The organism is Mesorhizobium sp. C089B (genome assembly GCF_030323125.1).
GTDB lineage: Bacteria > Pseudomonadota > Alphaproteobacteria > Rhizobiales > Rhizobiaceae > Mesorhizobium.
The window spans coordinates 6,410,170-6,427,414 of sequence record NZ_CP100469.1 but is presented as its reverse complement, the minus strand read 5'-3'; the positions used below and the strand labels follow the sequence as shown (position 1 = coordinate 6,427,414).

The 17,245-nt window shown below is 64.0% G+C and carries 15 protein-coding genes; 9 read left to right on the top strand and 6 right to left on the bottom strand.

Annotation, left to right across the window (positions count from 1 at the left end):
- The first annotated feature begins 9 nt into the window (after nt 1–9).
- On the top strand, nt 10–618 hold the full coding sequence (locus tag NLY44_RS31355) for an NAD(P)-dependent oxidoreductase (protein WP_023692222.1): 609 nt from the start codon (nt 10–12) through the stop codon (nt 616–618).
- 165 nt (nt 619–783) lie between these two features.
- Nucleotides 784–1,515, top strand: a complete 732-nt coding sequence (locus NLY44_RS31350; RefSeq protein ID WP_023753996.1) for an SDR family oxidoreductase — start codon at nt 784–786, stop codon at nt 1,513–1,515.
- On the opposite strand, the gene NLY44_RS31345 is transcribed toward NLY44_RS31350, so the two are convergent.
- Complete coding sequence (locus tag NLY44_RS31345) at nt 1,466–2,398, bottom strand: LysR family transcriptional regulator (RefSeq protein WP_023751826.1); 933 nt, start codon at nt 2,396–2,398, stop codon at nt 1,466–1,468. The two genes, NLY44_RS31350 and NLY44_RS31345, sit on opposite strands and share 50 nt — an antisense overlap.
- A gap of 264 nt (nt 2,399–2,662) precedes the next feature.
- On the opposite strand from NLY44_RS31345, the gene NLY44_RS31340 reads away from it, so the two are divergent.
- The 5 genes from NLY44_RS31340 to NLY44_RS31320 all read left to right on the top strand — a co-directional run bounded on the left by NLY44_RS31340 (nt 2,663) and on the right by NLY44_RS31320 (nt 8,440).
- Nucleotides 2,663–3,577: a dihydrodipicolinate synthase family protein gene (locus tag NLY44_RS31340; RefSeq protein ID WP_023804410.1), complete on the top strand. Its 915-nt coding sequence runs from the start codon at nt 2,663–2,665 to the stop codon at nt 3,575–3,577.
- Between the two features lie 237 nt (nt 3,578–3,814).
- Nucleotides 3,815–5,677 (top strand): ABC transporter ATP-binding protein, encoded by a 1,863-nt coding sequence (locus NLY44_RS31335; RefSeq protein ID WP_023804411.1) that lies wholly within the window; start codon nt 3,815–3,817, stop codon nt 5,675–5,677.
- On the top strand, nt 5,677–7,563 hold the full coding sequence (locus NLY44_RS31330) for an ABC transporter ATP-binding protein (protein WP_023804412.1): 1,887 nt from the start codon (nt 5,677–5,679) through the stop codon (nt 7,561–7,563). Before NLY44_RS31335 ends, NLY44_RS31330 begins: the two co-directional genes overlap by 1 nt.
- Before the next feature lie 363 nt (nt 7,564–7,926).
- The gene (locus NLY44_RS31325) at nt 7,927–8,091 is read left to right on the top strand and encodes a DUF3309 family protein (RefSeq protein WP_023667887.1); all 165 of its coding nucleotides are present in this window, start codon (nt 7,927–7,929) and stop codon (nt 8,089–8,091) included.
- A gap of 214 nt (nt 8,092–8,305) precedes the next feature.
- Entirely contained in the window at nt 8,306–8,440 is a 135-nt protein-coding gene (locus NLY44_RS31320) for a hypothetical protein (protein WP_023804413.1), read from the top strand.
- On the opposite strand, the gene NLY44_RS31315 is transcribed toward NLY44_RS31320, so the two are convergent.
- Both NLY44_RS31315 and NLY44_RS31310 read right to left on the bottom strand, forming a co-directional pair.
- On the bottom strand, nt 8,431–9,612 hold the full coding sequence (locus NLY44_RS31315; RefSeq protein WP_023804414.1) for an MFS transporter: 1,182 nt from the start codon (nt 9,610–9,612) through the stop codon (nt 8,431–8,433). The two genes, NLY44_RS31320 and NLY44_RS31315, sit on opposite strands and share 10 nt — an antisense overlap.
- Nucleotides 9,613–9,714: 102 nt before the next feature.
- The gene (locus tag NLY44_RS31310; protein ID WP_023804415.1) at nt 9,715–9,942 is read right to left on the bottom strand and encodes a DUF1127 domain-containing protein; all 228 of its coding nucleotides are present in this window, start codon (nt 9,940–9,942) and stop codon (nt 9,715–9,717) included.
- Nucleotides 9,943–10,197: 255 nt separating this feature from the next.
- Between NLY44_RS31310 and NLY44_RS31305 the strand changes: the two genes are divergently transcribed.
- Both NLY44_RS31305 and NLY44_RS31300 read left to right on the top strand, forming a co-directional pair.
- Entirely contained in the window at nt 10,198–11,715 is a 1,518-nt protein-coding gene (locus NLY44_RS31305) for a winged helix-turn-helix domain-containing tetratricopeptide repeat protein (protein ID WP_031194617.1), read from the top strand.
- Nucleotides 11,716–12,247: 532 nt separating this feature from the next.
- A complete protein-coding gene (locus tag NLY44_RS31300; protein WP_023695242.1) occupies nt 12,248–13,744 on the top strand; it encodes an aldehyde dehydrogenase family protein in 1,497 nt (498 codons plus the stop codon).
- A 25-nt stretch (nt 13,745–13,769) separates the two neighbouring features.
- Here the strand turns inward: NLY44_RS31300 and doeB are convergent, their stop codons facing one another.
- The 3 genes from doeB to NLY44_RS31285 form a co-directional block, all read right to left on the bottom strand.
- Nucleotides 13,770–14,774: a N(2)-acetyl-L-2,4-diaminobutanoate deacetylase DoeB gene (gene doeB / locus NLY44_RS31295; RefSeq protein ID WP_023667881.1), complete on the bottom strand. Its 1,005-nt coding sequence runs from the start codon at nt 14,772–14,774 to the stop codon at nt 13,770–13,772.
- 5 nt (nt 14,775–14,779) lie between these two features.
- Nucleotides 14,780–15,958 (bottom strand): ectoine hydrolase DoeA, encoded by a 1,179-nt coding sequence (doeA, locus tag NLY44_RS31290; RefSeq protein ID WP_023667880.1) that lies wholly within the window; start codon nt 15,956–15,958, stop codon nt 14,780–14,782.
- A 129-nt stretch (nt 15,959–16,087) separates the two neighbouring features.
- The gene (locus NLY44_RS31285; RefSeq protein WP_286456279.1) at nt 16,088–17,080 is read right to left on the bottom strand and encodes a cyclodeaminase; all 993 of its coding nucleotides are present in this window, start codon (nt 17,078–17,080) and stop codon (nt 16,088–16,090) included.
- Nucleotides 17,081–17,245 lie beyond the last annotated feature (165 nt).

The window sequence follows — 17,245 nt, the reverse complement described above, 5'->3', positions numbered from 1 at the left end:
AAAATCCCCATGAAAATCGCACTTATCGGCGCGTCCGGCCAGGTCGGCTCGCGCCTGCTTAAGGAACTCTCCGATCGCGGTCACAGCGTCACCGCCATTGCCCGGCATCCAGACAAGATCGCGGCACTTCCGGGCGTGACTGCCAAGAAGGGCGACGTCTTCGACAAGGATGGCCTTGCCGCCCTGATCAAGGGGCATGACGCGGTGATCTCCTCGGTTCATTTCCTCGACAGCGATCCCGATACGCTTATCGCAGCCGTGCGTGCTTCCGGCGTCAAACGCTACCTCGTCGTCGGCGGCGCCGGCAGCCTTGAGGTTGCGCCCGGCAAGCGCCTGGTCGACACGCCGACCTTCCCTGATATCTACAAGGCCGAGGCGCAGAAGGGCGCCGACTTCCTCGACACGCTACGGACGGTCGACGATCTCGACTGGACCTTGCTGTCGCCTTCGGCGCTGTTCGTCGCCGGCGAGCGGACCGGCAAATACCGCATCGGCAAGGACACGCTGCTGACGTCCGACAAGGGCAGCAGCATTTCCTTCGAGGACTACGCCATCGTCATGGCCGACGAGATCGAAAAGCCGGCGCATATCAAGCAGCGCTTTACGGTCGGCTATTGAGCGCACTTCTATTGACAGGTGGGCCACTCGACGGAGTGGCCCGCGTCGGTTCCTATCGACGATAGTGCCATCGGAGTCTCCGATGGCACTATCGCTTTCTTCCGTTTCCACTCCTGCCGCCGGTCTGCGACTCTCGCCGGAGCGGTTCAGGACAGGAACGGAAACATGGCAGACATCGCAAAATCGAAAATCGCTATCATTGGCGGCAGCTCCGGAATGGGGCTGGCGTTGGCAAGGCGGTGCCTGGACTCAGGCGCCGAAGTCATCATAGTCAGCCGCAGTGAAGCCAGGCTCAAGCGTGCCGGCGAGGCGCTGCAGAACCCTTCCGCTTTGAGCGCCGTCGCGGCCGATATCGCCAGGGAGGATCAGGTCGCTGACCTGTTCAAGCGAATTGGCCGGCTCGACCATATCGTCAGCACCGCCGCCGATATCGAAGGCGCCTATGAGCTATTGCCTTCAGTCGACCTGAAGGCGGCGCAGCGGGTCGTCGAAAGCAAATTCTACGGGCCGCTGCTGCTCGCCAAGCATGGCGCGCCGCAGCTTTCGGCCAACGGCTCCATCACCTTCACCTCAGGCATCGCCGCCTACCGGCCGGCGGCGCGCGGCTCGGTCGTTGCCGCTGTCAACGCTGCGCTGGAAGGGTTGGTGCGGGCGCTGGCGGTCGAGCTGGCGCCGGTCCGTGTCAACGCCGTCTCGCCGGGCTGGGTCGACACGCCGATCTGGAGTTTTGTGGCCGGCGACAAGAAGGACGAGACGCTCGATGCAATGGCCAGGCGCCTGCCGGTCGGCCGCGTCGGACAGCCGGACGACATTGCCGATGCCATCGCCTTTCTGATGGGCAACGGTTTTACGACAGGGACGGTTCTGCATGTCGAGGGCGGTCATCGGCTGATCTGAGCGCAGCGAAATTCCTGGCCGCGGCCGCCAGCAGCAGTTTCAGCGCCGGCGGCTGAACCCGCCGGCGGCGCCAGACCATGACCAGCGACGCCGTGCGGGCCGACCCCGGCCACGGCAATTCGACGATCTCGCCGCGATCGAGCGCGTCGGCAACGGCCAGCCGCGGCACCAGGCCCATGCCGACACCAGTCGCCACCAGGCCCGCAATGGCGCCGATGCTGCCGACTTCGGCGGCAAGTTCTGGCGCTGCAATCTCGGCAAAGGCAGTGTCGAACAGATGCCGGTAGACGCATCCGGTTTCCGTCACCACGAAACGCATCGCGGCGAGCGCGGCTAGGTCGTTCTGTCGCGATGCGGCCGCATGCTCAGCTGATGCGACAAGGACCAGCGGCTCGGCCGATATCGTGCGCCTGGCCAGGCGTTCATCCAGACCGCCCTTGTCGAAACAGAAGGCGACGTCGATCTCGCCTTCTTCGAGCTGCCGCAGCAGGGCATCGCTGCCGGCGATTTTGAGCCGCAGACCGATCTCCGGGTGGTCGCCTTGAAAGGCCGCCAGCCATTGCGGAAGTTTGACAGTGGCAATCGTCTCCAGCGCGCCGACCGTAACCGTTCCGGCGGTCATTCCCGTCGTTGCCTCGACCGCAATACGCGCCTCCTCCGCCAGTTGCAGAATCTCTTCCGCATATGGTTTCAGCGCGTCGCCGGCCGTCGTCAGGTCGAGGCCGTGGCGCGAGCGGATGAAGAGGACGACGCCAAGTTCGCTTTCCAGCGACTGGATCTGGTCGCTGACGCTCGACTGCGCCAGATGAACCTCCCGCGCTGCACGGGTGATATTACGGTGCCGCGCCACGGCGAGGAAGGTCTTGAGCAATCGTGGGTGCATGCCGTTTCCGGATCTGTCTCTGTTCGACATTTCGGGCTTGGCTGGTCCACTTGCAACCCTGGTCCATTTGCAACCCCGGTCCATTTGCAACCCATTGACGCCGGCGTCATCAGGTTGCGGCAGACCGAAGGGCCAGAATTTCGCGGCAATGACCCGCAAGTTTTCCCACGGCCGGCGCGGTGGCCCAAGAGATCGCCTCTGGCAGATCGCATCGTACGTATGCTCTATGCCAAGCTGATTTCCAGCACCGATGGAAGGACCGACATGACCCGCCCGCAAGGAACCATCGCCCCGATCCTGACACCGTTCGAAAATGACGGCCGGATTGCTCGTGACTTGTGGATCTCACACGCCAAATGGGTGCTGGGCCAGGGCGCGCATTTCCTGTCGCCGTTCGGCACCACGGGCGAGGCACTGTCGCTCTCGCTCAATGAGCGCATGCAGGCGCTGGAATGGCTGATCGAGGCCGGCATTTCGCCGGCGCGCATGATGCCCGGCACCGGCGTCACCGCACTCCCCGAAACCGTCGAACTTTCGAAGCACGCGGTCGGCCTCGGCTGCGCCGGCGTGATGGTGCTGCCATCATTCTTCTACACGGCCGCCGGGGATGAAGGCCAGGCGCGCTACTACAGCGAGCTGATCGAACGGGTGGCCAACCCGGCGCTGAAGATGATTCTCTACCACATCCCGCAGAACTCCGGCGTGCCGGTAAGCCCTGCCCTGACCGCCCGGTTGAGCGCGGCGTTTCCAGAGACGGTCGTCGCCTACAAGGATAGCGCCGGCGACTGGAACAACACGGCGGCGGTGATTGCCGCCGCACCCGACGTCGCGGTGTTCCCCAGCTCGGAGGCGCAACTGACCAAGGGGCTCGCCAGTGGTGCTGCGGGCTGTATCTCCGCGACCGTCAATCTCAACGCTGCGGCCATCCGCGCCCTCTACGACGCGACGATCGCTGGCCAAGACGTCACGGAAGCGGACGCCGCGATCAGGGCGTTCCGCAAGGTGATCCAGGATGCAGGCCTGATCCCGGCAATGAAGGCCGTGCTGGCGGTGCGCTCCGGCGACAAACGCTGGCTCAACCTGCGCGCGCCGCATGAGAATGCGACGCTGGAAAGCGGCAAGGCGCTGCTCACTGCGCTCGGTCCCGCAGCCGATCACATTGGCCGAGGTCACGCATGATGGCGGTTGGCGCAACCCACATGCTCGCATCTTTTCAATCGGCCTAAAGTGACGAGCCTGCCGCCTCTAACGCCGACACGGGCTTAAGCGGTCGCGGACGATCAGCCCCTTTCAGGCACAGTGCGATACCGCCATTGGCCCTTGAACGGTCAAAATCGAGGCGTACCATCGCGGTATCTGAAACTGAGTCTGTTTTCATTCGTCTGGGCTAATGTCCGGACCGGATTGGATATTTCCTTGGCAAGGGACGCAACCAGCGGCGCGGCGAAGCGCGGCAAATCGTTTGCCCATGTGGCGGAGGCGTCCTGGGGCAAGGGCCTCAGCACGCTGCTGCGCATCGTGCGCATGACGCTGCGCCATCCTTGGCAAGTTGCGATCACCATCGCCTCGACTTTCATCGCCGCGACGCTGCAGCTGTTCATCCCGCGCCTGCTGGGCCACGCCATCGACCAGGCGCAAGGCGTGATGGCTGGAGGCGGCGGCGCGGCGGCTGAGCAGGCGCTGTGGACGACGGCGATCACCTTGCTCGTCGTCAGCATCCTGCGCGGCCTCTTCACGATGGCGCAGAATTATTACGGCGAGGCCGTCGGCCACCGCACCGGCTATGAGCTGCGCCTGGCTTTCTACGAAAAGATCCAGCGGCTGAGCTTTTCCTTCCATGACCGGGTGCATACCGGCGACCTGATCACGCTTGGCCTGCTCGACCTCGACGGCGTGCGCATGTTCTTTTCCACCGGCATATTGCGCGTGGTGCTGCTCGGCGTGCTGATCGGCGTCGGCTCCTATCTCCTGATCAGCACCGATCTCGAGCTCGGGCTGCTCAGTCTGAGTTTCGTGCCGTTCGTCGCCTGGCGCTCCTCGGTCACACAGCTCAGGCTGCGCAGCACCTGGCTGACGCTGCAGGAGCGGCTGTCGGTGCTGAGCCGGGTGATGGACGAGAACCTCGGCGGCATCCGCGTCGTGCGCGCCTTTGCGGCGCAGCGGCATGAGCTGGAAAAATTCGACCGCGCCAAGAAGTCGGCGCTGGAGCTTGCCGACCAGCGCGTCGACATCCGCGTCTCCAACACCAGCGCCATGAATTTTTCCTTCCTGGCGGCCATGGGCCTGGTGCTGTGGTTCGGTGGCCAGAAGGTGATCGCGGGCCAGATCAGCGTCGGCACGCTGGCGCAGTTCCTCACCTTCATGACCATCCTGCAGATGCCGGTGCGCCAGCTCGGGCTGATGGTCAACTCGTTCGCCCGCGCCTCGACCTGCGGCACAAGGCTGTTCGAGCTGCTCGACGCCGAACTTGACATCGAGGATGCGCCCGATGCCAAGGATCTCGTGGTCAGCGAAGGCGTGCTGCGCTTCGACAATGTCGGCTTCCGCTACGCGGGCGCCGGCGGCCGGCCGGCACTGTCGGGCATTTCCTTCGAGGCCAGGTCCGGCGAGACCGTCGGCATTGTCGGCCCGCCGGGCAGCGGCAAGTCGACCATCGCGCATCTGATCCCGCGCTTCTACGATGTGAGGTCAGGCGCGATCACCATCGACGGGCAGGATATACGCGAGGTCACGCTGCAATCGCTGCGCAAGGCGGTCGGCGTCGTGCAGCAGGACGCCTTCCTGTTCACCACCTCGATCGAAAACAACATCGCCTATGGCAATCCGTGGGCGCGCGAGACCCGCATCGGGCAGGCGGCTGAATACGCCCAGCTGCACAATTACATCATCGGGCTTCCGGCCGGCTACACCACGGTCGTGGGCGAGCGCGGGTCATCGCTTTCCGGCGGCCAGCGGCAGCGCCTGACCATCGCCCGCACCCTGATGCTGCGGCCTTCGGTGCTGGTCTTCGACGATTCCACCGCGGCTGTCGACGCCGGCACCGAGCAGCGAATCCGCACCGCGATGAAGCGTTTCGCCAAGGACCGCGTGACGCTGATCATCTCGCACCGGCTGAGCTCGCTGATGCATGCCGACCAGATCCTGTTCGTCGAGAATGGCCGCATCGCCGAGCGCGGCACGCACCAGGAATTGCTGGCGCTCGGCGGACGCTACCGCGCGCTTTACGACCTGCAGCTGCGGTCGGACGACGATTTGCCGGTGGCGGTGGGAGCCGCATGATGTCGACACAGAACGACGACCAGAAGGAAGACACCAGCCGGCGGCCCACCAGGGCCGTTGTCGGTTCGCACCGCGACGAGGAAGAGGTCTTCGGCAAGGTCTACGATCCGCGTATCGTGCGCCGCATCTGGAGCTTCGTGAAACCGTATCAGGGCCGGATCTTCATCTCGGTTGCCGCCGTGCTGGTGTTCACGCTGACGCAATTGGCGATCCCGCTGGTCATCCGTTACGCCATCGACCACGGCATGGCCGCGGGCAAGGCCGACCGCTCGGTGATGAACTGGGCGATCGGCGCCTTCGCTCTGATCATCCTGATCAACTATGGCGCCAGCTATGTCCAGGAAAGTGTCGTCGGCAAGGTGGCCGAGAATGTGCTGTCGGATTTGCGCCGCGCCATGTTCAGCCATCTGCAGCGCGTCTCGCTGGGCTTCATGGACAAGACCGAGGTGGGCCGGCTGATGTCGCGCCTGCAGGGCGACGTCAATTCCATGCAGGAATTCCTCGAGACCTCGGTGATGTCGGTGGGCGACATCGTGCTGCTGTTCGGCATCGTCAGCGTTCTGTTGTGGCTCGATTTCCGGCTCGGTCTGCTGACGCTGTCGACCATGCCGGCGTTGTTCATCGTGCGCCTGTTCTGGCTGCCGCGCGCCAAGATCGCCTTCATGGCCGCGCATGAGACCAACTCGATCGCCAATGGCGCGCTGGCCGAAGGCATCCATGGCGTTCGCACGGTGCAGAGCCTGGAGCGCCAGCACGTCAATTTCGACCTTTATGACGAGAAGGTGCTGGCCAATCTCAGGGCTCACCTGACCTCGGCCAAATATGCGCAGGTGATGGTGCCGATCGTCGACACGCTGACCGGCATTGCGATGGCAACCGTGATCGTCGTCGGCGGCTCGATGGTGCTGTCGCACAGCCTCGACATCGGCGTCATGGTGGCGTTCCTGTTCTATATCCAGCGCTTCTTCGACCCGATCCGCTCGCTCACCATGCAGTACTCGGTCATGCAGCGCGCCATGGCGTCGGGCCAACGCATCTCCGAAGTGCTCGACGTACCGGTCGACGTCAGCGACAGACAGGGCGCGGTGACGCTGACGCGCGACATGGACGGTTCGGTCGAGTTCAGGAACGTCACCTTCGGCTACCGGCAGAACCAGCCGGTGCTGAAAAACATCTCCTTCCGCGTCAATCCGGGCGAGACGGTTGCGCTTGTCGGCCCCACCGGTTCGGGCAAGTCGAGCTGCATGGCGCTGGTGCACCGCTTCTACGACGTCTGGTCGGGCGAGGTGCGGGTCGGCGGCCACGATGTGCGCGACGTGACGCAGGATTCGCTCGGCGATCAGGTGGCGATGGTGCTGCAGGAGCCGTTCCTGTTTTCCGGCACGGTGCTGGAGAACATCCGCTACCACAAGACATCGGCTACCAGCGAAGAGGTTGTGCGCGCCGCGCAAGCCGTTGGCGCGCACGACTTCATCGAGCATCTGCCCGATGGCTACGACACCGAGCTCGAACAGCGCGGCGGCAATCTCTCGCTCGGCCAGCGTCAGCTGATCAGTTTTGCACGCGCACTGGTCGCCGATGCGAAAATCCTGGTGCTCGACGAGGCCACGGCGAGCATCGATTCCTACACCGAGATGCTGATCCAGAAAGCGCTGGTCACGCTGCTGGAAGGCCGCACCGGGCTGGTCATCGCGCACCGGCTGGCGACCATACGCGGCGCCGATCGCATCATCGTTCTACAGAACGGCGAGATCGTCGAGAGCGGAAATCACGAGCAGCTGATGGCGGCCAAGGGCCTCTATGCCAGGCTCTACAACATGAACTACGCATCGTTCGACGATATTGCCGAGGAAGACATAGGCGCGCCGGCCGGCAAGGCGACGTGAGCTGCTGCCGGTTCAGCTCGACTGGGAATGGTGCGGGGCCAAAACTCGTCGTCGACCAATTCGGCTTCAGATGACGACACGTTTCAGCTCGCCTTCCAGCGTAAGCCCGGCGTCAAGCCTGCCGCGCGTTCAGGTGGAGGAGCGGCCGGCCGCCTAAAGGGCAATCCCGCGTAAATTCTGAATTCTACGCGCCGCCTGGCGCGCGATGCACGCGCAGCTTGCGCCTGAACCTCAGCAAACGCCGTCATGATGGCTTTCGTTCCTTAGCCGTCGGATGAAAATCGCCGGGGAACAGGAAGGCTTGCTGGGAGTTTAGTTCTTCGAGCCGCGCCGTGAACGGCGCGGCAGCGAAGGAGACGGCATATGGGCCTGGGTACCATTCTTATTATCATCCTGATCATCGCGTTGCTCGGCGGCTTCAGCGGCCTCGGCGGCGGCCCCTTCTACGGCACTGGTTACTATGGCGGCGGTGGCCTCGGGCTGGTGCTGATCATCGTGATCATTCTGGTTGTTCTCGGGCGAATATAGCATCGCCATTGGCGGCCGCCGAGTTCTACGGCGGCCGCGTTTTCGCCTGACATCGAGGTTTGAAGACATGGCAGCTGAAGACATGCTGGTCCGGAAACACTGGGCCGGCCTCGGCGCGAGCGAGAGCGAACGCGACGAGCTGGGATATACTAATGGTGGCACGATCCGAAGGCGGCGGGCGTAAGCTGCAGACCCCGACACCCGCCTGGCGGCCGTGGCGTTCATCGAGGCGGATCGGACGCTTCGAGGAACCCAGGACGGCGACGAGGCGGGTTCGGCCTTTCTCGCTCTTGTCGACAAGGGCAGCATCGGCCTGAAGGCCGCAATGGCAGGCACGCCTTACGCCTGAACGCGGTCAACCCGCCGTAACTCCGCCAGCAGAAACACCACCAGCACGCAGCACAGCAGGCCAAGCGACGATGGCAGTCCCTGATGTCCGGTCAGTTGCATCGCCAGCCCGGCCACGGGTGAGCCGACGATGCCGCCTACCCCCCATACGAACGCGAAGGCGGCATTGCCGGCGATCAAGGCTTGACCGGTGAAACGCTCGCCGAGCTGGATCAGCGACAGCGTGTAGATCCCGAACGAGACCCCGCCCCAGACGAAGAAGAGCGGCCAGATAAGCCACGTAGCGAAGAGCAACGGCAACAGCAGGCAACCGGCCAGGCAAGCCAGGACACAGAACAGCATCATCGGCTTCGAGCCAAACCGTTCGGCGGCGCGCCCAAGCACGACCTGCAGCACGGCATTGCCGGCGATGAAACAGGTGATGAGCGAAGCGATGCGCTGCTCAGTGCTGCCGAGCGCGGCACCATAGACCGCGAACAGCGAAAGCAGGACTTGCTCGAAGGCGGCAGCCGTGAAGACTGCGAACAAGAGCAGCGGCGCCAGCGCGAAGAAGCCGCCGACCGACACCGCTTCGCCCTCACGCGGCATGTCGGGCAGGCGCGGCGCGACGGCAAGCACGATCAGGCCGCAGACAAGGAAGGCCGCGCTGCCGATGATGAAGGGTGGCCATCCTTGCGTGCCGACCAAGCCTAGCGACAGCGGGCCGAGGCCAAAGCCGGCGGAAACGATGGAGGAGTATAGGCCCATGATGCGGCCTCGGCGTGCGGCGGGTGTGATCGAGACCAGCCAGGTTTCACTAATCACGTAAAGCGGATTGGCAAAGAAGCCGAGCAGGAAGCGCAACGGCATCCAGGCCCATACATCCTGCGTCCAGGCAATCGCGATCAGGACGGTTGCTGCCAGAATCGAACACACAACCGCAAAGCGCGCCGCGCCCACCCGCCGGACCAGCGCCGGCGTGAAGAGCGACGATATAATGAAACCCAGAGGCGTCATCGCGGCCGAGAGGCCGATAAGGCCCGGTGTCGTCCCTTGCCGTTCCAGGATGAAGCTGAGCAGCGGATACGTCAGCCCCTGTGCTATGGCGAACACCGTAACTGTCGCGATGATGCCGGCCATCGCGGCCCATGCGATGTGGTTCTCCGGCGGTGACGTCGCGTCTTCGGCGCTCATGCCGACTTCGAAGCAGGATCGGCACGTTCCGGCAAGGGCAAATGCCGGCAAAGTGCCGCGGCACGCCCAAACAGGCGGTCGGGTCTTATCCGCGACATCAGCTCACACTTGCCAGAAGCGTTTTACGATTTCGGCCTCGACCTGGCGTCTGGTCAGACCGATATCGTCGATCAGGTGCGGATTGGCCTCCGCCATCTGCTTGAGGTCCCAGCGAAAGCGTATCCGCTCGCGCCAGGCCGCGATTATGCCCCGCGGGCCCGTCGGACGCCGGCCCGATGACACCGCTTTTTCCGGCCAGGCTGCACGAGCAGAAGCAAGGGTATCGTTCATGGCAACCTCCATTCGGTTTAACGGGCGACAGCCCTCGGCTTGCAAGAGGTTGAACTCTGCCGCATGCGGACGGCGCCGTAATTAAGCGCGGCCAAATAGTTCTCAAAAGTTCCAAACTGGCTAGAGCACCTCGCCGTTTCATGGAAACGGCGAGGTGCTCAACTCTTTGTTTTGACGCCATACGTCCGTGAAGCGCTCCGCCGCGCTTTCCCGTGGGAAAACCGCCTTCACACCTTTCCTGGAATTGCTCTATAGATGCGCGTTATGCAGGGATCGCGCTTTGCCTTTGGTCCGTTCGTGCTTGATCCGGGTGCGGGAACGCTCCTTCGGGACCAAGTTCCCGTCGCCGCCGGCCACCGCGGACTGCAGCTGCTGGCGGCGCTCGTCGCCCGGCCCGGCGAGATCGTGGCCAAGGCCGAGTTGATGGATGCGGCATGGCCAGGCACCGCCGTTGAGGAAGGCAACCTCACCGTCCAGATTGCGCAATTGCGCAAGCTGCTGGGTCCGGCCACGAACGGCGGAGAATGGATATCGACCGTTCCGCGCGTCGGCTATCGCTTCGCCGGCGCCATCGAACAGCTCGGCGACGAGAAGCGACAGGCTTTGCCGCTGCCCGCCAAACCGTCGATAGCCGTGCTGCCCTTTGCCAATTTCAGCAACGACCCCGAGCAGGAAGCCTTCGCCGACGGGTTGACCGAAGACCTAATCACCGACCTGTCGAGGATCGGCGGCCTGTTCGTCATCGCGCGCAACTCGACCTTTGCCTACAAGGGCAAGGCGGTGGATGTGCGCGAGGTCGCCAGAGAACTTGGCGTGCGCTATCTCTTGGAGGGCAGCGCCAGACGCGCCGCCGGGCGCGTGCGCATCAACGCCCAGCTGGTCGACGCGCTGAGCGGCGAGCATTTATGGGCAGACCGCTTCGATCGCGGCCTGGAAGATATCTTTGCCGTTCAGGACGAGGTGACGGCCAAGATCGTCGAGGCGCTGCTTGGCCGGCTGCGCGCGCCGCTGCCGCGCAACCGGCCCCGAAATCTCGAGGCCTACGATCTGTGCGTGCGGGCCCGCAACCTGATCGACGTCTCGCCGGAGACGGCGCGCGAAGCGCATCTGTTGCTGACGCGCGCGCTTGCGCTCGATCCGGACTATGCCGAAGCCTATCGCTGGCTTGCCATGAACCACTGGATGGGATGGGTGCATTGGGGAGAGCCCATTGAGCCCGCCCGAGGCCTTGCCCTGGAGCTGGCGCGCAAGGCTGTGGCGATCGATCCCAACGATGCCGGCTGCCACTGGGTGCTTGCCAACCTGCTTGCCTATGAGCGCAGATTCGACGAGGCGGATGTGGGATTTGCCAAGGCGTTCGAACTCGACCCGAACGAGGCCGATGCCTGGGCGACATTGTCCGACATCGCGGTCCTGGCCGGGCGCGTCGAGGACGGCCTCGACTATATCAGCAAGGCGTTCCGGCTGAACCCGTTTCCGGCAAGCTGGTACTACCTGACGCTCGGCCAGGCGCAATATGCGGCGCGCGACTATGAAGCCGCGGTCGAGACGACGCGCCGGGACGAGACGTATCGGACAAGCTCGCGCCGTTTCCTTGCGGCAAGCCTTGCGCAACTCGGCCGGATCGACGAGGCGCGCGCCGAGGTCGACTTGTTCCTCGTCGCGAACCCACATTTCACCACCCGTCACTGGGTCGAGACGGAGCCGTTCCGCGACACTGCCACGCTCGACCATTTCGTCGATGGCTTCCGAAAGGCCGGCCTTCCGGAGTGACGGACCGGCGTGCTCGATCGATGCCAGGCACCGTCGGTTGCGGATCAATCCTGCCAATGTTTGCACGTCGCGAGGCCGCTCGACCGATCTTGCTTCCGCGAGCAGTCATCCAACAGCGATTGCAGCGAAGCGGCGCGCGAAACCTTTGTCACGGTGAAGCCGGCTGGAACGGCCACGATCGATCCGGCCACGGGTGAGCGCTGGGTGGCGGCTGGCGACTGCCTGTTGCGCTCTCGTCTGCAATGCCGGCATCGCGGTCGCCGTGGGCAATGATCGGCTTGCCTCATTGAGCTTTTAGCGACGCGCTCCGACAACTCGCGATGATTTTTCTAGATGCCATTTGTCGAAGCACGATCTTTTCCGAAAGCCGGTTCCCAATTTTCGGGATCATGCTCTAGCGGCTGTCTGTTTCTTGTTGCTCGCGTGATCGGAAGTCACGCGCACAACCTGATTATCTGAGCGCCCTGTTGCTTTCCTTGTTTGAGGCCGGCGGCGGGAGTAATAGTCGCCAGGGAATTGCGAGGAGGAAAAGATGACGCTGAACTTCGACCCGAAGGCGAAGGCCACGGCGTTGTACCATGGCGAATTCCGACCGATGTTCATTGGCGGCAAGTGGGTCGCGGCGCAGTCCGGCCAGGGCATGCAGGCACTCAATCCGGCAACAGGCGAGGTGCTGGCGACAGTGCCGCGCGGCGGGGCTGCCGATATCGACTCGGCGGTGGCCGCCGCGCGCGCGGCCTTCGAAGGCCCATGGTCCAAATTCTCGCCCTACGAGCGGCAGTGCGTGCTGCTCAGGATCGCCGATCTGTTCGAGACGCATTGGGAAGAGCTCAGCGTTTCCGACACGCTCGATATGGGACTGCCGATCACGCGCACGCTCGCCAACCGGCGCCGCGTCATCGGCATGCTGCGCTTCTATGCCGGCATGGCGACGGCGCTGCATGGCGAGACGATCGACAATTCGATTCCCGGCGAGATCGTCACCTTCACCCGGCGCGAGCCGGTGGGCGTCGTTGGTGCGATCATTCCCTGGAACGCGCCGACCGCCGCCTCGATCTGGAAGATCGCGCCGGCGCTGGCGACAGGCTGCACCATCGTGCTGAAACCGTCCGAGGATGCGTCGCTGACGCCGCTGCTGATCGCGCAACTGATGCAGGAAGCCGGCGTGCCCGACGGCGTCGTCAACGTCGTCACCGGCACCGGGGCCGAAGCCGGTGCGCGGCTCGCCGAACATCCAGACGTCAATAAGATCGTTTTCACCGGATCGACGCTGACCGGCCAGGCCATCGCGCGGGCAGCCGTGGCCAACCTCAAACGCGTTTCACTGGAGCTCGGCGGCAAGTCGCCGATCATCGTCTGCCGCGACGCCGACATCGACAAGGCTGTTCCGATCGCGGCGATGGCGGTGTTCGTGCATTCGGGCCAGATCTGCATTGCCGGCTCGCGGCTGTTCGTGGCGCGCGAAATCCATGACGAGTTCGTCCGCCGGCTCGCCGATTTCGCCGGCAGACTGCGGATCGGCCATGGCATCGAGGCAGAGACGGAAATCGGACCGCTCATCAATGCCAGGCAGGCAGGCAAGGTGGAGGGCTATATCAGGGCCGGCAGCGACGAAGGCGCCGAACTGGTCGCCGGTGGCTCGCGGCTGACCGGCGAGCTCTACGATGGCGGCAACTTCATTGCGCCGACGGTCTTCGGCGCCGTGTCGGACCAGATGACCATCGCGCGCGAGGAGATTTTCGGCCCGGTCATTTCGGCGATGCCCTTCGACACGCTCGACGAAGCGGTGGCGCGTGCCAATGCGACGCCCTATGGCCTGGCCGCCGGCATCTTCACCACGCATCTGGGCACCGCGCACAAGCTTGCGCGCCGGGTCAAGGCCGGCTCGGTCTGGGTCAACATGTACCATGCCATCGACCCGGCGGTGCCGTTCGGCGGCATGAAGATGTCGGGTTATGGCCGCGAGGGCGGCATCGAACATCTGCACGAGTATCTGGAGACCAAGTCGGTCTGGATCCAGACCGACTGATATTCGCGCGGCGTACTCTGCGAAATCACGATGAAACCACAACGGCCAGGACGGCGGCGCAGTCACCGGCTTTGACCAGGCCGGGGAAATGCCGCGCGGCCAGAATGCCGGACATTTTTGCCCGGATTTCCTGCGGAGCGATGCCGGTGCGGCCGGTGGAATGGATGCGCCCCAGCACCGAGCCTTCTTTCACAGGCTCGCCGAGATCGACCATGGTTTCGATCATGCCGTCGTCCTCGGCGAAGGAGAAGCAATCGCCCGACGGCATGTCGAGCCACTGCGTCGGGCTCTTCTCTACTGCACCGGCGACAATGCCGGCATGACGCAGCACATTGCTGATGCCGCGCCGCGCAATCCGCACCGTCTGTGCGCGCGAGGTGCCGCCGCCGCCAAGCTCGGTGCTGACGAAGACCTTGCCCATTTCCTCCGCCGCCGTGTCGTACATGCCGACGGAGTCGATCTCGATCATGCGCATGGAGAACGGAGCCGCGAATGCGGCGACCGCGTCGAAGGCTTTCTGCTCCAGTGCCTTGTCGGGCACCGTGTGCGCGGCACAGAAGGGCACGAAATCCAGCGTCCTGCCGCCGGAGTGGAAATCGAAGACGAGGTCGGCGCGCGGCAGCAGTTCGCGTTGAAAGTAGTCGGCGATCTTCTCGGTCACCGTGCCGTCGGGGCGGCCGGGAAAGCTGCGGTTCATATTGCCCTTGTCGATCGGCGACGTCCGCGTGCCGGCGCGGAAGGCCGGATAGTTCATCGCCGGCACAATGATCACCGTGCCGCTGACCTGTTTGGGATCGAGCGTGCGGGCAAGATCGTAGAGCGCCAGCGGCCCCTCATACTCGTCGCCATGGTTGCCGCCGGTGAGCAGCGCGGCCGGCCCCTTGCCGTTGCGGATGACGCAGATCGGGATCATCACCGAGCCCCAGGCCGAGTCGTCGCGGCTGTAGGGCAGGCGCAGGAAACCATGTTGCACGCCGTCCTTGTCGAAATCGACGGTCGGCGCGATCGGAGATGGGCGGAGGCTAGGCATCGGGCTCAATTCTTCACCACCAGTTTGCGCGGTACATTGGCGAGGCACTCTACACCGGTTTCGGTGATCAGGATGGATTCGGTGATTTCCAGTCCCATCGTCTCCAGCCACAGGCCGGTCATGAAATGGAAGGTCATGCCGGGCTTGAGTTCGGTGCGGTCGCCGGGGCGCAGGCTCATGGTGCGTTCGCCCCAATCCGGCGGATAGGATAGGCCGATGGAGTAGCCGGTGCGGTTGTCCTTGACGATGCCATATTTCTTCAACACGGCGAAAAAGGCGTTGGCGATGTCCTCGCAGGCATTGCCGGGCTTTGCCGCCGCCAGCCCCGCCTCCATGCCTTCCAGTGTCGCCTTCTCGGCATCGAGGAATTCCTGTGTCGGCTTGCCGAGAAAGACGGTGCGCGACAGCGGGCAATGGTAGCGGTTGTAGCAGCCGGCGATCTCGAAGAAGGTGCCCTCGCCCGACTTCATCGGCTGGTCGTCCCAGGTGAGATGCGGCGCCGAGGCGTCGGCGCCCGACGGCAGCAGCGGCACGATCGCCGGATAGTCGCCGCCGACGCCATCGACACCGCGCGTGCCGGCATCGTAGATCTCGGCGACCAGATCGCATTTGCGCATGCCGACCTGGATCTTGTCGACGATGCGCTGGTGCATGGCTTCGACGATGCGGGCCGCCTTGCGCATATAGTCGATTTCAGTCGGGCTCTTCACCGCGCGCTGCCAATTGACCAGCGCTGTCGCGTCGACGAAGCGGGCGTTGGGCAGGTGCTTCTGCAACGCGGCGAAGGCGGCAGCCGAGAACCAGTAATTGTCCATCTCGACGCCGATGGTCAGCTTGCCCCAGCCGCGATCACTGAGCACTCTGGCCAAAAAATCCATCGGGTGGCGCTCGGTCGACTGCACGTAGTGGTCGGCATAGCCGACGATGTTGTCATGCGCGAGATAGGCGGTGCGCTTGGCGCCATTGGCATCCTGGCCGCGACCGTACCAGACCGGCTCGCCCGATGGTGGCACGATCACCGCCTGATGCACATAGAACGACCAGCCATCATAGCCGGTCAGCCAGGCCATGTTGGATGGGTCGCTGATAACAAGCAGATCGACGCCTTTCCCCTCCATGGCTTTTCGCGTCTTGGCGAGGCGATCCGCAAATTCGCCACGCGAGAATTTTAGGTTCGGCTGCATTGTTCTTGGTCCTCGTTTGTTGGGCCTGGAGCCTGTTTCAACTTTGTTGGAAACAGGCTCGTCGTTCTTGTTTGAACGTGATCTCTGGGAAAAACCGGGTTCCACTTCCGGATCACGCTTTGGCCAGCATCAGCTTTCAAAAATGGTTCCGGCATTGGCCGCCCGCGCCCGGTTGCGAGCGAGCGTGGCGATCGCCGTATCCTGCACGCCGGTGCCGGTGAGGTCGGCGATGGTGATGTCGCTGGGTGAGCGCCTTCCGTGCCGTTCGCCGGCGATGATCTGGCCGAGTTCGGTGACCGCGGCATCGGCTCCCATCACGCCCGATGCGATGGCGTGATGCAGTTCTCCCAGACGCCGTGTCTGCTTGGCGCTGTCGGCGACATAGAGATCGGCCATGCGCAGGATCGCCGGCGCGATCTCGTTCTTGTGTTCGGCATCCGAGCCCATGGCGGTGATGTGCTGCCCGGCAACGACAAAGCCGGCCTTGATCAGCGGCTCGGTCGACGGCGTGGTGGTGACGATGATGTCGGCGCCGATGGTTGCTTTGGCTGCATCCGGCTCGGCGCGCACGAGAATGCCGAGCTTTTCGCGCAGCGCGCCTGCGGCCGTCTCCGCCTTGACCGCATCGCGCGCCCAGATACGTGCCTCGGCGATCGGCCGCACCAACATGAGTGCTTCGAGTTGCAGCCCGGCTTGCACGCCGGCGCCGAAGATTGCGGCGACGGACGAATCCGGCCGCGACAGATGCTTCGCCGCGACGGCGCCGGCAGCAGCGGTGCGGACATCTGTGAGATAGCCATTGTCGAGCAGCAGCGCCTCGACCACACCGGTTCTTGCCGAGAGCAACACCATCATGCCGCCCCCGCTGGGCAGACCGAGCTTCGGATTGTCGAAGAAGCCCGAGCTAATTTTGACGGCGAAACCTTCTATTCCTGGCACATAGGCGGACTTCACATCCACCTCGCCGCGCTGCTCGTGAATGTCCAACCGCAGAATCGGCGGCATCGCCACCGGCAATGTGGCGAGCGCGCGGAAAGCGTTTTCGACGCAGGCGACCGCGTCGAGATCGAGCGGCACGATTGTGCGCAGTTCCTTCTCGGTGAGGATGGTCATCGGACTCATGTGTCGCGCTCCGTACTAGCGCGCACCACGAAGGATAGTGTTCCGTCACACCCCCCTCTGGCCTGCCGGCCATCTCCCCCGCAAGGGGGGAGATTGGACTGCACTCCTGCCTTCGCCAATCTCCAGCGCAGCAAGAATAGCGACCGCATCGAAGCTGCCGATCTC